This is a genomic window from Mycobacterium paraintracellulare, from assembly GCF_000276825.1.
In the GTDB taxonomy this organism is placed as follows: domain Bacteria; phylum Actinomycetota; class Actinomycetes; order Mycobacteriales; family Mycobacteriaceae; genus Mycobacterium; species Mycobacterium intracellulare.
Genome location: NC_016948.1, coordinates 2,358,587 through 2,372,868 on the forward strand (window position 1 = coordinate 2,358,587; position 14,282 = coordinate 2,372,868).

Genomic DNA, 14,282 nt, shown 5'->3' on the forward strand with positions numbered 1-14,282 from the left:
GCGGAAAGGATTTCATCATGGCTTCCGATCACATGGTCACAGGAAAGTCCGCTCCGAGCGGACCCGAGCACCTCGACTTCTTCACCGACAAGGCGCTCGTCGACGACCCCTACGACTACTACGACGCGATCCGGCGTTGCCCGGTATGGCGTGAGCCGGCGCACGGTGTGGTGATGGTGTCGGGGTACGACGAGGCCCTCGCGGTGCAACGCGACACCGAGCAGGCCCTGTCGGTATGCAACATCGTCAGCGGGCCATGGTCGGGGATTCCGACCAAAACCGACAGCGATGACATCTCGGACGTGATCGAGCGGCACCGCAAGAAGGTTACGTTCGGCGACTACTTCATCACGTTCGATCCACCGAAGCACACCGCGCACCGCTCGCTGTTGAGCCGGTTGTTCACGCCGAAACAGCTCAAGAACAACGAGGACTTCCTGTGGCGCCTTGCCGATGAACAACTCAACCGCTTCGTCGCAAAGGGTAAGTGCGAGATCGTCTTCGACTACAACTTCCCGTTCACGCTCGACGCGATCACCGACCTGCTGGACGTACCCGAGGCCGATCGTGAGCGATTCCGCCACGCGGCGAGAGCCAGCAGGCTCGAAGGCGACCGCAGCGGTTTCGTCGGCGTGAAAGAGGAGTGGTTCGTGGAGTACATCGAGGAACGGCGGCGCAATCCGCGCGACGACGTCCTCACCGAGCTTGCGTTGGCAAAGTTTCCCGACGGCACGACCCCCGACGCGTTAGACGTCGCCCGCGTTGCCACCTTCATGTACGCCGCGGGCCACGGCACGACGATCGACCTGCTGAGTCTGTCGATGCTCACGTTGGCGGAGCGACCGGACCTGCAAGAGCAGCTGCGCGAGGACAATTCAAAGATTCCCGCCTTCATCGAGGAGATGCTGCGCATCGAGAGCCCGATCAAATCGAACTTCCGCCTGGCGCGGCGTAGCACCAGGATCGGAGACGTCGATGTGCGAGCCGGTACCAGCATTCTGGTGATGAACGGTGCGGCAAACCGCGATCCCCGGCGGTTCGACGATCCCGACGAATTCCGCCTCGGCCGCCCGAACATACTGCATCACATGGCGTTCGGCCGTGGTGTTCACACGTGCCCGGGCGCGCCCATCGCCCGCGCCGAAGTGCGGGTGAGCCTGGAACGAATCCTGGCTCGGATGCGCGACATTCGGCTTTCCGAGGCCGAGCACGGTCCCCCGGGCGCTCGCCGGCTCGACTGGGACCGCACCCTGTTGTTCAGGCGCCTCAAGGAATTGCACCTCGAGTTCGCATCCGTTCAGGAGGTGTCCAATTGACCACGACCCGAGTGGCTGTCGGCGTTTGCGCCCTCGCATTGTCGTTGACCGCCGGTGCCGGTCTTGCGTCCGCCGATCGGGACCTGAGTCCGTTCGTCAACACCACCTGCAATTACGGACAGGTGATATCGGCGCTGCAGGCGGCGGATCCGCAAGCCGCCGCACAATTCAACTCTTCGCCGGAGAGCGGGGCCTTCTTGCGTCAGTTCCTCGCTTCGCCGCCGGGTCAACGCCAGCAGATGGCCCAGATGCTGGCCGGCCAGCCGGGGGCCGACCAGCAGTTTGAACTCGTCCAGCGCGTCTTCGGCACCTGCAACAACTACTGAGCAGACCGGCACCCACCGTCGACCACCGAAAGTGTTTTGGAGTTCTTTGTGGCCACCCTCATCGATCGTTTCCCACTGATCAGCACGCTGCGAGACGCTGTTTTCCTCTCCGCGACGGTCAGCGAGATCGAAAGTCTGACACCAAGAATGCGCCGCATCCGGTTCAGCGGCCCGCGGCTGCAGGGACTGACCTGGACGCCGGGTCAGCATGTCCGGCTGCAGGTCGCGAACCTGCGTGATTCCGTTGTTCGGCTGCGCCCGTACCCGGTGCTCCGCACGTATTCCATCTACGACGTCGACCCCGACCTCGGTGCGCTCGACATCGTGATGGTCGACCACGACGGCGACCCGAAGAACGCGACGCCCGCCAGACGCTGGGCGACGGCCACCTCCGTCGGAGACCAGGCCCAGTTCACCCGCCCCCAGGGCAAATTCGTCATCCGCCGCGGCGCGCCCTACCACGTGTTCGCCGGCGAAGAAACCGCGTCGGTCGCGTTCGCCGCGATGCTGCGCTCTCTGCACCCGTCCGCCGAGGTTTACGGCGTGGTCGAGGCCGCGACCGACACCGACCACCTTCCCCTCGCCACCCCCCTGACCCGGGTCGAGCGCGGTGACGCTCCAGCGGCAGACTCTGCCGTGCTCGCCGATGCCCTACGTAGCCTCCCGCTACCCGCCCATCCCGGCGTCGCCTACCTCGCCGGCGAGGCCCGCACCATACAAACCTTGCGCAAGATCCTGACCACCGAACGTGGCTGGGATCGACGCCAGATATGCACCAAACCCTTTTGGACCCCCGGCCGAGCCGGCATGGAGTGATCATGGTTGAGACGTCCATTTCGAACCTGCTGTGTGAACGAGCCAGCTTGCAGCCCAACGACACGGCGTTCACCTTCATTGACTACGAGCAGGACTGGAACGGAATTGCCGAAAGCCTGACGTGGTCTCAGCTGCAGCGGCGAACGGTGAACCTTGCCCGGCAGCTTCACGATTGCGGGTCGACGGGTGATCGCGCCGTCATCATGGCCCCGCAGGGCCTCGACTACGTCGTGGCGTTTCTCGGCACACTGCAGGCGGGGCGGGTCGCGGTTCCGCTTTCGGTTCCGCTGGGTGGCGTCAGCGATGAGCGGGTCAGTTCGGTGCTGCGCGATGCGTCACCGACGGTCGTCCTCACCACGTCCGCCGCTGCGGAAACCGTTGCGAACTATGTCAAGTCGGAGTCCGGCGGGCCCGTGCCGTCGGTGGTTGAGGTCGACCTGCTGGGCCTGGACGCCCGCACAGGATCCGGCGCCGGGAGCGAGAATCACGCAGATCTTGCGTATTTGCAGTACACGTCCGGGTCGACCCGTCAGCCCGCCGGGGTCATGGTCTCGCATCGGAACTTGCTGGCCAATTTCGGGCAGGTGATGTCCGACTTTTGTGTGGAGTACGGCGGCGTCGCTCCACCCGATACGACCATCGTGTCGTGGCTGCCGTTTTACCACGACATGGGTTTGGTACTGGGGGTGTGCGCACCGGTCCTGGGCGGTATTCACACGGTGCTGATGAGTCCGGTGTCGTTCCTGCAGCGACCGGCCCGATGGATGCAATTGCTGGCCAAGGAAAGTCACGCATTTTCCGCGTCGCCGAACTTCGCTTTCGAATTGGCGGCCCGCAAAACCTCAGACGAGGACATGGCCGGACTGGATCTCGGGGATGTACTGGTCATCCTCAGTGGTAGCGAACGGGTGCATCCGGCGACCTTGCGGCGTTTCACCGGGCGGTTCACGCGCTTCAATCTGCCCGACAAAGCGGTGCGGCCCGCCTATGGGCTCGCGGAGGCAACGGTGTACGCGTTGACCCGCACACCGGCGCAACCACCCAAAATCGCCCACTTCGACTCCGAGAAACTGGCCACCGGGATTGCGCAGCAGTGCGAAAGTTCAACCGGCACACCACTGGTCAGCTACGGGGCGTCGCGGTCTCCGGTGATTCGTGTCGTTGATCCCGACACCAGGATTGAGTGCCCCCAGGGAACGGTCGGTGAGATCTGGGTGCATGGTGACAACGTCGCCATGGGCTATTGGCTAAAGCCCCAGGAGACCGAAAGCGCCTTCGGCGGTCAGCTTGTCGCTCCGTCGGCCGGCGCACCGGAAGCGCCGTGGTTGCGAACGGGGGACTCGGGGTTCTTCTTCGACGGCGAGCTGTTCATCATCGGCCGCATCAAGGATCTGCTAATCGTCTACGGGCGTAACCACTCGCCCGACGACATCGAAGCGACGGTCCAGGAGATCACCCGGGGCCGGTGCGCGGCGATTGCGGTTCCGCATCAGGGCATGGAAAAGCTCGTCGTGATCGCCGAAGTCAAGAACAAGGCCGCGTCCCGCGCCGAGGCGGTGGACACGCTCGCCGTCGTGGAGCGTGACGTCACCTCCGCGGTCTCCCACTCGCACGGCGTCGGCGTCGCGGATCTGGTTGTGGTGGCACCCGGGTCGATACCGATCACCACCAGTGGCAAGGTGCGGCGCTCGGCGTGCGTCGAGCAGTATCGGCAAGGTCAGTTCGCCCGCTTGAACGCGTAGGGGACCACCCACGCCGCCGACACAGCGTTGATCGCCTTATTTCTCCGTCTTTTAGCCGGCGAATTAGGTTACGCCCGTCATTACGCGACGTTCTTCTTTGTCGCCGCATTCCATGTCTTTCCCACCGGGCGCCAGCAGAATAGGTTGCTGCCCTGACGATGCCAGAGATAGGTGTCCACGTCACCGAAGCTGGCATGGGACACAAATTTCCACACGGGTAGATTCGATGGAGTCGATTTTCTGTGCATCATCCCTCCCGTCAATTACTGAAGCCGACTAGGCCGAGGGTGGATGCGTTGTTAAATCCGGCGCGCGGTGGCTGGGTTGGCGGGGCCACCGCGCGCCGGTGGCTTATCGGGTATGGCCGAATTCGACTTCTACAAGGGTCACTGGCGGTGGGGCAGAGCTGTCGACTGTCATCCCGTGGCCCCCGCCGACATGCGCAACTGCGTGTCATGCCCGGAGCCTACGGTCGGCATTGGTGTCGGCGGGCAAGGTGCGAACGAATAGAGTAGTGGGGGCGGCAAGTTAGCGTAGTGTTTACACAGACTCGTCGATCCGCAAAGAGTGGGCGGAGATAACCATCGCCCCGCGACACTTTATGAGACGCGCGCTAAATACCGCCCGCTTTCTGTAATCAATTTCGTGGACGCTAATTCCATTCGTGCGTAATTCGTCCGCCTGGTGATCCGCGGAGAGCCTCGACCGACCGATCGGCGTCCTCGGCCCGCGCCGCCGAGGCCGATGGCGACCGTCCCGCGCGGGCGGCCGCAGTCACTCCGGTCCACAGCGCGGTACGTTGTCGGCCATGACATCGCTGCGGGACCAAGTCGTTTTCATCACCGGCGGCGCGCGGGGGATCGGCGCCGAGGTCGCGCGCCGGCTGGCCGCCAAGGGCGCCAAGCTCGTCCTCACCGATCTCAACGAGGCCGACCTGACGGCGCTCGCCGACGAGCTGGGCGAGGACCGGGTGCTGACCGCGGTGGCCGACGTGCGCGACCTGTCGGCGATGCAGGCGGCCGCCGCCCGCGCCGTCGAGCGGTTCGGCGGCATCGACGTCGTCGTGGCCAACGCCGGCATCATGAGTTACGGGTCGGTGACCCAAGTCGACCCCGAGGCGTTCAAGCGGGTCCTCGACATCAACGTGCTCGGCGTCTTTCACACGGTCCGCGCCGCCTTGCCCGCCCTGACCGAGCGCCGCGGCTACGTGTTGATCGTCTCCTCGCTGGCCGCCTACACGGCCTGCCCCGGGCTGGCGCCGTACAACGCCTCCAAGGCCGCCGTCGAGATGTTCGCCAATGCGCTGCGGCTGGAGGTGGCCCGCCACGGCGTGCGGGTCGGCTCGGCGCACATGTCCTGGATCGACACCGCGCTGGTCCGCGACACCCAAACCGACCTGTCCGCGTTCAACCAACTGCTGGCCAGCTTCCCGTGGCCGCTGAACAAGACGACGACCGTCGACAAATGCGCCGCCGCGTTCGTCAAGGGCATCCGGCGCCGGCGCACCCGCGTCTACTGCCCGCGCTGGGTGGCCCTGTTCCGGTGGGTCAAGCCGGTGTTGTCCAGCGCGGTCGGCGAAGCGCCCCTGCACAAATCGACCGCCGAGCTGTTACCCCAACTGGACGCCCAGGTCGCGGCGCTCGGCCGTTCCACCAGCGCCTATAACCAGGGACTTGGCAAGTCCTAGCCGGTCTGGGCCGCGCGCTGCGACGCGATGGCCGCCACCCGGTTGCGCACCAGGAGCCACCCCGCGCTCAGCGCCGGGATGACCACCACGACCGTGGCGATGGTCCAGGTGCCGGTCTGTTTGTCGAAGGCCATCATGACCAGGACGCCGGCCAAGAACGCCAGGGTGAGATAGCCCGAATAGGGCGCCCACGGCATGCGAAACCGGGGCCGTTGCAACAGCCCGGCCTTGGCCATCCGGTAGGCGCGCAGCTGACACAGCACGATGGTCGCCCAGCACGCGATGATGCCCGGCGCCACGATGTTGAGCACGATCTCGAAGGCTTCGCCGGGATTGACCGCGTTCAGGGCAATGCCGAACAGGCAGATGGCGGCCGCCATCGTGATGCCGACGTAGGGCACCCCGTTCTTGGACATCCGGGTCGCGAAGCCGGGGGCGCTGCCACTGGAGGCCATCGAGTGCATGATGCGGCCGGTGGAATACAGCCCCGCATTCAGGCTCGACAGCGCGGCGGTGAGCACCACCACGTTCATCACGTCCCCGGCGCCGTGGAAGCCGATCGTGGAAAAGAAAGTGACAAAAGGGCTTTCGGTAGCCTTGTACGAGGTGTACGGCAGCAGCAACGCCAGCAGCGCGACCGACCCGACGTAGAAGATCGCGATGCGAGCGATCACCGAATTGATCGCGCGCGGCATGACCTTTTCCGGCTCCGCGGTCTCCCCGGCGGCCGTGCCCACCAATTCGACGGCGGCATAGGCGAATACCACGCCCGAGGTGGTCAGCAGCATCGCCAGCACGCCGGAGGGGAACATGCCGCCGTGGTCGGCCCACACGCTCAGTCCGGTGCTGTGGCCGTCGATCCGATAGCGCCCCGCCAGGAAGATGATGCCCACGACCAAGAAGGCGATGAGGGCGAAAACCTTGATCAGGGCCGCCCAGAACTCCAGCTCACCGAACCATTCCACCGAGATCAGGTTCATCGACAGCACGACGATGAGGGCCAGTAGCGCCAACACCCACTGGGGGATCGATTCGAAGCTCGTCCACCGCCGCAGATAGGTGGCGATCGCGGTGGTGTCGACGATGGCCGTCATCGACCACCCCAGGAAATACATCCAGCCGATCGCGTAAGCGGCCTTCTCGCCGAAGAATTCGCGCGCGTACGACACGAACGAGCCCGACGACGGGCGATGCAGGACCAGCTCGCCCAGCGCCCGCAGGATGAGAAAGACGAAGAACCCGCACACGGCGTACACCAGGAACATCCCGGGGCCGCCCTTGGCCAGCCGACCGCCCGCGCCCAGGAACAGCCCGGAGCCGATCGCGCCGCCGATGCCGATCATCTGCACTTGCCGGGGCTTGAGGCCCTTGCGGTAGCCGGCGTCTTCGCCGAAGTCGCCGGCTCCTGGGTTGGGGTTGCCGTCATCGGGCAACGAGGGCATGAAACGTCCAATCGGTGGGTGCGAAGCGATGTTTCCGTAGTTGATCGGTCGCCGGCAAGTTCGGCGACCGCGTCATTAACGCCCGAAGCCGGGACGGCGACGGCGCAGGTAGCGCTCGAACTCGGCGGCCAGGGCGTCGCCGTCGATCTTGCCCAGCGCGTCGTTCATGTCGACCTCGGCGTCGCCGCGCTGTTCCAGCGACTGCACGTATTCGGCGAGATCCTCGTCCTCGGCGGTCATCTCGGTGACCGCCTGCTCCCATTCCTCGGCGTCGGTCGGCAAGTCCGCCAGCGGAACCTCGATGTCGAGCACGTCTTCGACGCGGCGCAGCAGGGCTACCGTCGCCTTCGGATTCGGTGGCTGCGACACGTAATGCGGCACGGCCGCCCAGAACGTCACCGCCGGGATCCCGGCGGCCACGCAGGCGTCCTGAAACACCCCGGCGATTCCGGTGGGCCCCTCGTAGCGGCTCTCCTCAAGGCCGAAGCGCTTCGCCGACTCGGGGGAGTAGGCCGCGCCCGAGACCGGAACCGGCCGGGTGTGCGGGGTGTCGGCCAGCAGGGCGCCCAGGATCACCACGGTGTCCACGTTGAGCTTGTCCGCGATGGCCACCAACTCCGCGCAGAAGGTGCGCCAGCGCATGTTGGGTTCGACCCCGTGCATCAGCACGACATCGCGGTCGCTGCCCGGGGGCCGGCAGTGCGAGATCCGCATCGCCGGCCACACCAGCTCGCGGGTCACGCCGTCCACCTGCCGGATCACCGGGCGATTCACCTGGTAGTCGTAGTACGCCTCGTCGTCGATCTCCAAGATGGGGTCGGCTTCCCAGATGGCCTCGAGGTGTTCGAGCGCGTCGCTGGCCGCGTCGCCGGCGTCGTTCCAGCCCTCGAATGCGGCCACGACGATGGTCTGATGCAGTTCGGGCAGAGCGGCCTTACCACTAGGGAGGCCAAAGGGAGGGCCATCGGGCGGGGTCACAGAATTAGCGTACGGCCTTCCGCGCGACGACGATGCGGACCGCGCGCGGTTCGATGAGGAGTCGGGCAATTGGATCTAGCCCCCATCTTCGGGGCGCGGTGGCGGTGAATTGGCGCCCGCCGAGCGTTTCACCGGGGGCTTTACATAGGCCGACTATTCTTATGGCGTGACTGCCGCTGACGAAGGCCGTGCCGTGGACTTTGTGCTGGACGATCGCTACAACGGCGTCGCCGCGGTCAAGGCGAAATACGGCCGGCTGCAACCTCGTTAACCTTGGTAACTACTCCATTGCCGACAAGACCCGTGCGCTGGCGAGCCGGGGCAGCGCGGGTCGGGTCGAGCCAGGGCGTCCAGGCGTCGGGTGACGACGTAGACTTTTCTGGTCGAGAGGCGTTGCAACGGTTTCTGGAGGGGGCCTGGTCCCCTGCCGGTCTCCGCCACGCTCGGCAGAGTCAAGGACGCCTTCCGCTACGGAAGGAATGCACATGACGGCCGTTGAGACGAAGACTTCCGCGACGAACACTTCCGCGTCGGATGCCTTCGCGCCGAACATCCGCCCCGACTGCACCGACGAACTGACGGCGGCCCTGCGCCAGCGGATCATGGTGATCGACGGCGCGATGGGCACGGCGATCCAGCGGGACCGGCCGGACGAGGCCGGCTACCGCGGCGATCGGTTCACGGAATGGCCGACCGCCCTGCAGGGCAACAACGACCTGCTCAACCTGACGCAACCGCAGATCATCGAGGGCATCCACCGCGAGTACCTCGAGGCGGGCGCCGACATCCTGGAAACCAACACGTTCAACGCGAACGCCATCTCGCTCTCCGATTACGACATGGCCGACCTGGCCTACGAGCTCAACTACGCCGGCGCCGCCCTGGCCCGCAAGGCGGCCGACGAGTACAGCACCCCGGAGAAGCCCCGCTACGTGGCCGGCGCGATCGGGCCGACGACGCGGACCGCGTCGATCTCGCCGGACGTCAACGATCCCGGCGCCCGCAACGTCTCCTACGACCAGCTGGTCGCCGCCTACCTGGAAGCCGCCAACGGCCTGGTCGACGGCGGTGCAGACCTGCTCATCATCGAGACGATCTTCGACTCGCTGAACGCCAAGGCGGCGGTGTTCGCCGTCGAGACGCTGTTCGAGGACCGCGGACGCCGCTGGCCGGTGATCATCTCGGGCACCATCACCGATGCCTCCGGGCGGACGCTGTCCGGTCAGGTCACCGAAGCATTCTGGAACGCGATCAGGCACGCGAAGCCGATCGCGGTCGGCCTCAACTGCGCCCTGGGCGCGCCGGAGATGAGGCCCTACATCGCCGAGATGTCGCGGATCGCGGACACCTTTGTCTCCTGCTATCCGAACGCCGGCCTGCCCAACGCCTTCGGCGAGTACGACGAGACCCCGGAGCGTCAGGCCGGCTACATCGCCGACTTCGCCGAGGCGGGCCTGGTCAACTTGGTCGGCGGGTGCTGCGGAACGGCGCCGCCGCACATCGCCGAGATCGCCAAGGTCGTCGAGGGCAAACCGCCGCGCGAGGTGCCGAAGATCGAGGTGGCCACCCGTCTGTCGGGCCTGGAGCCGCTCAACATCACCGACGATTCCCTGTTCGTGAACATCGGTGAGCGCACCAACATCACCGGTTCCGCCCGGTTCCGCAACCTGATCAAGGCCGAGGACTACGACACCGCGCTGTCGGTCGCCCTGCAGCAGGTCGAGGTCGGTGCGCAGGTCATCGACATCAACATGGACGAAGGCATGATCGACGGCGTCGCCGCGATGGACCGGTTCACCAAGCTGATCGCGGCCGAGCCGGACATCAGCCGCGTCCCGGTGATGATCGACTCCTCCAAGTGGGAGGTCATCGAGGCCGGCCTGAAGAACGTGCAGGGCAAGCCGATCGTCAACTCGATCTCCATGAAGGAGGGCGAGGAGAAATTCATTCGTGAGGCGCGGCTGTGCCGCAAGTACGGCGCCGCCGTCGTCGTGATGGCGTTCGACGAGCAGGGTCAGGCCGACAACCTGGAGCGCCGCAAGGAGATCTGCGGGCGCGCCTACCGGATCCTGACCGAGGAGGTCGGCTTCCCGCCCGAGGACATCATCTTCGACCCGAACTGCTTCGCGCTGGCGACCGGAATCGAGGAGCACGCGACGTACGGGATCGACTTCATCGAGGCCTGCGCCTGGATCAAGGAGAACCTTCCCGGGGTGCACATCTCCGGCGGCATCTCGAACGTGTCGTTCTCGTTCCGCGGCAACAACCCGGTCCGCGAGGCGATCCACGCGGTGTTCCTGTTTCACGCCATCAAGGCCGGCCTGGACATGGGCATCGTCAACGCCGGCGCGCTGGTGCCCTACGACTCGATCGACCCCGAGCTGCGCGACCGCATCGAGGACGTCGTCCTGAACCGCCGCGAGGACGCGGCCGAACGGCTGCTCGAGATCGCCGAGCGGTTCAACAAGTCAGAGAAATCCGAAGACCCCGCCGCGGCCGAATGGCGCAGCCTTCCGGTCCGCGAGCGGATCACCCACGCTTTGGTCAAGGGCATCGACGCCCACGTCGACGACGACACCGAGGAATTGCGGGCCGAGATCGCCGCCGCCGGGGGCCGCCCGATCGAGGTGATCGAGGGCCCGCTGATGGACGGCATGAACGTCGTCGGTGACCTGTTCGGCTCGGGCAAGATGTTTTTGCCCCAGGTGGTGAAGTCGGCCCGGGTGATGAAGAAGGCCGTGGCGTACCTGCTGCCGTTCATCGAGAAAGAGAAAGAACAGAACGGTACGGCAGCGGCGAAGGACACCAACGGCACGATCGTGATGGCGACCGTGAAAGGCGACGTCCACGACATCGGCAAGAACATCGTCGGGGTCGTCTTGCAGTGCAACAACTTCGAAGTGATCGACCTTGGGGTGATGGTGCCCGCCGAGAAGATCCTGGCCGCGGCCAGGGAGCACGACGCCGACATCATCGGACTGTCCGGACTGATCACCCCGTCCCTGGATGAGATGTCCAACTTCGCCGTCGAGATGGAACGTGAAGGCCTCGAGATCCCGCTGCTCATTGGCGGCGCGACCACCTCGCGCGCTCACACGGCCGTGAAGATATCGCCGCGCCGGTCCGGTCCGGTGGTGTGGGTCAAGGACGCGTCCCGCTCGGTGCCGGTCGCCGCGGCCCTCCTCGATGACAAGCAGCGGCCGGGCCTGCTGGAAGCCACCGAGAAGGACTACGCATCGCTGCGAGAGCGGCACGCTCAGAAGAACGAGCGCCCGATGCTCACGCTGGAGAAGGCCCGCGCCAACCGGACCCCGATCGAGTGGGACGGCTACACGCCGCCGGTGCCCGCCCAGGGCCTCGGGGTGCGGGAGTTCAAGGAGTACGACCTCGCCGAGTTGCGCGAGTACATCGATTGGCAGCCGTTCTTCAATGCCTGGGAGATGAAGGGCCGCTTCCCCGATATCCTCAACAACCCGGCCACCGGCGAGGCCGCCCGCAAGCTGTACGACGATGCGCAGGAGATGCTCGACACCCTGATCAAGGAGAAGTGGCTGACCGCCAACGCGGTGATCGGGTTCTTCCCGGCCAACGCGGTCGGCTCGGGTATCGAAGACATCGAGGTCTACACCGACGACACCCGCACCGAGGTGCTGACCACGCTGCACCACCTGCGTCAGCAGGGGGAGCACCGGGAGGGCATCCCGAACCGGTCGCTAAGCGACTACATCGCGCCCAAGGACACCGGCCTGGCCGACTACATCGGCGCGTTCGCCGTCACCGCCGGGCTCGGCAGCGGTGAAAAGATCGCGGAGTTCAAGGCGGCCCTCGACGACTACAGCGCGATCCTGCTGGAGTCGCTCGCCGACCGGCTGGCCGAGGCGTTCGCCGAACGGATGCACCAGCGGGTCCGCAAGGAGTTCTGGGGATTCAAGCCCGACGAGCACTTGGACAACGACGCACTCATCGCCGAGAAGTACCAGGGGATCCGCCCCGCCCCGGGCTACCCGGCGTGCCCGGAGCACACCGAGAAGGCGACGCTCTGGAAGTTGATGGACGTCCACGAGCGCACCGGAATCGAGCTCACCGAGTCGATGGCGATGTGGCCCGGCGCGGCCGTCAGCGGCTGGTATTTCTCGCACCCGCAGTCGCAGTACTTCGTGGTCGGCCGGATGGCCCAGGACCAGGTCGCCGACTACGCGAGGCGCAAGGGCTGGACCCTGAAGGAAGGTGAGCGCTGGCTCAGCTCCAACCTCGCCTACAACCCGGAGGACTGAGCTCCGGCGCCTTCGTGCCGCGTCACCGCGAAGCCGAGTACGTCAACGTCTGGCGCGCGGCGCGCCCGGCGGGCTCGGACTGTGGCCAGAGTCCGGCCGCAATGGCATCACACCTTTTGCCCGCCTCCGAGCGACAACGCCCGCCTCCATCTGACGTTGTCGCTCGGAGGTGGGCACGTCGGCAGTACCCCGGTCCAGATACTCCTGTGACTGGCGGTATGCCTGTGGCGCAACGACTTACACGGGGCTCATATGCGCAGCACGGAACTGAGCGCCGACAGCGGGATGTGCGCCTGCACCGTGCCGCCGTCCATGTACCACTGCATGACACCGGGTGTGAAGTTGATCGGGCTGTCGTGGCCGACCGGGTAGTCCGGCATGTAGAGGATCAACTCGTCGGGGGTCACCGCCCAGGCCTTGTACGCCCCGGAATAGACCTTGTCCGGGGTCCAGCGGTCGACGGTGAAGGGGTAGGTGCCGGGGTCGTGCGGCGGCGGCGCCTGATCGAGCGCGGTTTGGACAAACGGTTGAGCCAGTGGGGGAATGGCGGTCAGCGGGTCTGACGTCGTCAGGTCCGACAGCTGCACCCGCCTGCCGCTCGACATGTCAAACGTGAAGGTCCGATAGGCGTTGTTGGACTGGGGGCCATCGGCGTGATAGTCCTCGTGAAACACCGCGCTGAGCAGGTTGGCGTGCCGGAAGACTTCGAAGTTCTCCTCGCCGTAGCTGTCGGCGGCCATGCTGGAGTTGGCGTTTCGCCAGTTGTTGACCAGGGTGTGCAGGTAGTCGCGGATCACCGGTCCTGTGGTCGGATTGTCGACCAGGTCCTCGGGCACCGCGACCTTGATGTCGCGCACGGCGTTGCGTTCCGAGGTGACCGAGGTGTGGCAGTATTGGCCGTCCCAGTTCCCGCCGAGCTCGCCGCAGAACGACGGCGCCGAGGCGTGCGCACGGGCGGTGGTGGGAAGCGTTGCGGCGGCGACCAATACGAACGCCGCGATGAGCCGGCGCGTCACAACAGCTGCACCTTGCTTGCCCGCCAGCGGCCGTCGACCTTTTCCATGGTCATCTTGATCCTGCTGCGGTCGATGCGCGGATCGGGTGCGGCCGTGTTGGTGACGGTCTGGTCGATGAACACCAGCACGACGACCTTGTTCATGGATTCGGACTGGATGGCCGAGTCCACCACCACCCCATGCGCGGTCGCCTTGTTGTCGATCAGCAGCTGCCGAAGTTTCACGCTGGACTGGGTGTACATGTCCTTGAATTCGCCCGTCGCGCCGTCGAGCACCTGCCGGAAGTTCTCGTCGACCTTGTTCGAGTCGATGCTCGTCAGCACCTGCGCGTAGGAGATCGCCGCCTGCTGGGCCTGTTCGCCGGCCAGCCTGACCCGATGGTCCTGCCACTGCCGCCATCCCAGGAATCCCGAAACGGCAAGCGAGGCAACGAGTAACAGCGGCAGGATGCTGCGGCGCAGATATTGCCTCAGATCCTGTTTCCGAGGCCGCTTGCGGCGCTCGGCGTCCGGACGCTTGCGCCTGAGCAGACCGCCCTCGTCTTGATCCTCGGCCTCGTCGGCGGTCACGTCGTCGACATCGTCAGACACGTCTTGCGTCGATTCGGCGTCCGGCTCCGTCTTGACGGCCTCGGATTTCGGATTCTTTTGGGAGGTCACGATCACGGTCATCTCCTAGGATCGGC

General features: G+C 65.7%; 10 protein-coding genes. 6 read left to right on the forward strand and 4 right to left on the reverse strand.

Annotated elements, in window-relative coordinates:
• The first annotated feature begins 17 nt into the window (after positions 1 to 17).
• From OCQ_RS10950 to OCQ_RS10970, 5 genes are all read left to right on the forward strand, one after another.
• Positions 18 to 1,316: a cytochrome P450 gene (locus OCQ_RS10950; protein ID WP_014384588.1), complete on the forward strand. Its 1,299-nt coding sequence runs from the start codon at positions 18 to 20 to the stop codon at positions 1,314 to 1,316.
• Complete coding sequence (locus OCQ_RS10955) at positions 1,313 to 1,642, forward strand: hemophore-related protein (protein ID WP_176476793.1); 330 nt, start codon at positions 1,313 to 1,315, stop codon at positions 1,640 to 1,642. The genes OCQ_RS10950 and OCQ_RS10955 overlap by 4 nt, the downstream gene beginning before the upstream one ends.
• Positions 1,643 to 1,690: 48 nt before the next feature.
• The gene (locus OCQ_RS10960; RefSeq protein ID WP_029384411.1) at positions 1,691 to 2,458 is read left to right on the forward strand and encodes a siderophore-interacting protein; all 768 of its coding nucleotides are present in this window, start codon (positions 1,691 to 1,693) and stop codon (positions 2,456 to 2,458) included.
• A 2-nt stretch (positions 2,459 to 2,460) separates the two neighbouring features.
• Positions 2,461 to 4,200: an AMP-binding protein gene (locus tag OCQ_RS10965; RefSeq protein WP_008256254.1), complete on the forward strand. Its 1,740-nt coding sequence runs from the start codon at positions 2,461 to 2,463 to the stop codon at positions 4,198 to 4,200.
• Positions 4,201 to 5,008: 808 nt separating this feature from the next.
• Positions 5,009 to 5,887, forward strand: coding sequence for an SDR family oxidoreductase (locus OCQ_RS10970; RefSeq protein WP_008256256.1), 879 nt, complete (start codon positions 5,009 to 5,011; stop codon positions 5,885 to 5,887).
• Here OCQ_RS10970 and OCQ_RS10975 read toward each other — a convergent pair.
• The gene (locus OCQ_RS10975; RefSeq protein ID WP_009953407.1) at positions 5,884 to 7,329 is read right to left on the reverse strand and encodes an amino acid permease; all 1,446 of its coding nucleotides are present in this window, start codon (positions 7,327 to 7,329) and stop codon (positions 5,884 to 5,886) included. The two genes, OCQ_RS10970 and OCQ_RS10975, sit on opposite strands and share 4 nt — an antisense overlap.
• 75 nt (positions 7,330 to 7,404) lie before the next feature.
• Positions 7,405 to 8,307 carry a PAC2 family protein gene (locus OCQ_RS10980; RefSeq protein WP_014380025.1) on the reverse strand — a complete coding sequence of 301 codons (903 nt, stop codon included), beginning with the start codon at positions 8,305 to 8,307 and terminating at the stop codon, positions 7,405 to 7,407.
• Positions 8,308 to 8,786: 479 nt separating this feature from the next.
• Between OCQ_RS10980 and metH the strand changes: the two genes are divergently transcribed.
• On the forward strand, positions 8,787 to 12,581 hold the full coding sequence (metH, locus tag OCQ_RS10985) for a methionine synthase (protein ID WP_009953405.1): 3,795 nt from the start codon (positions 8,787 to 8,789) through the stop codon (positions 12,579 to 12,581).
• A 248-nt stretch (positions 12,582 to 12,829) separates the two neighbouring features.
• Here metH and OCQ_RS10990 read toward each other — a convergent pair whose 3' ends face one another.
• Positions 12,830 to 13,597: a mannan-binding family protein gene (locus tag OCQ_RS10990; RefSeq protein ID WP_009953403.1), complete on the reverse strand. Its 768-nt coding sequence runs from the start codon at positions 13,595 to 13,597 to the stop codon at positions 12,830 to 12,832.
• A complete protein-coding gene (locus tag OCQ_RS10995) occupies positions 13,594 to 14,268 on the reverse strand; it encodes a YfgM family protein (RefSeq protein WP_009953402.1) in 675 nt (224 codons plus the stop codon). Before OCQ_RS10995 ends, OCQ_RS10990 begins: the two co-directional genes overlap by 4 nt.
• Positions 14,269 to 14,282: the final 14 nt, after the last annotated feature.

Excerpts from the sequence above, each read along its gene's own strand:
- OCQ_RS10970 (WP_008256256.1), top strand. The coding sequence starts at position 5,009 with ATGACATCGCTGCGGGACCAAGTCGTTTTCATCACCGGCGGCGCGCGG.
- OCQ_RS10965 (WP_008256254.1), top strand. The coding sequence starts at position 2,461 with ATGGTTGAGACGTCCATTTCGAACCTGCTGTGTGAACGAGCCAGCTTG.
- metH (WP_009953405.1), top strand. The coding sequence starts at position 8,787 with ATGCACATGACGGCCGTTGAGACGAAGACTTCCGCGACGAACACTTCC.
- OCQ_RS10950 (WP_014384588.1), top strand. The coding sequence starts at position 18 with ATGGCTTCCGATCACATGGTCACAGGAAAGTCCGCTCCGAGCGGACCC.
- OCQ_RS10995 (WP_009953402.1), bottom strand. The coding sequence starts at position 14,268 with ATGACCGTGATCGTGACCTCCCAAAAGAATCCGAAATCCGAGGCCGTC.
- OCQ_RS10975 (WP_009953407.1), bottom strand. The coding sequence starts at position 7,329 with ATGCCCTCGTTGCCCGATGACGGCAACCCCAACCCAGGAGCCGGCGAC.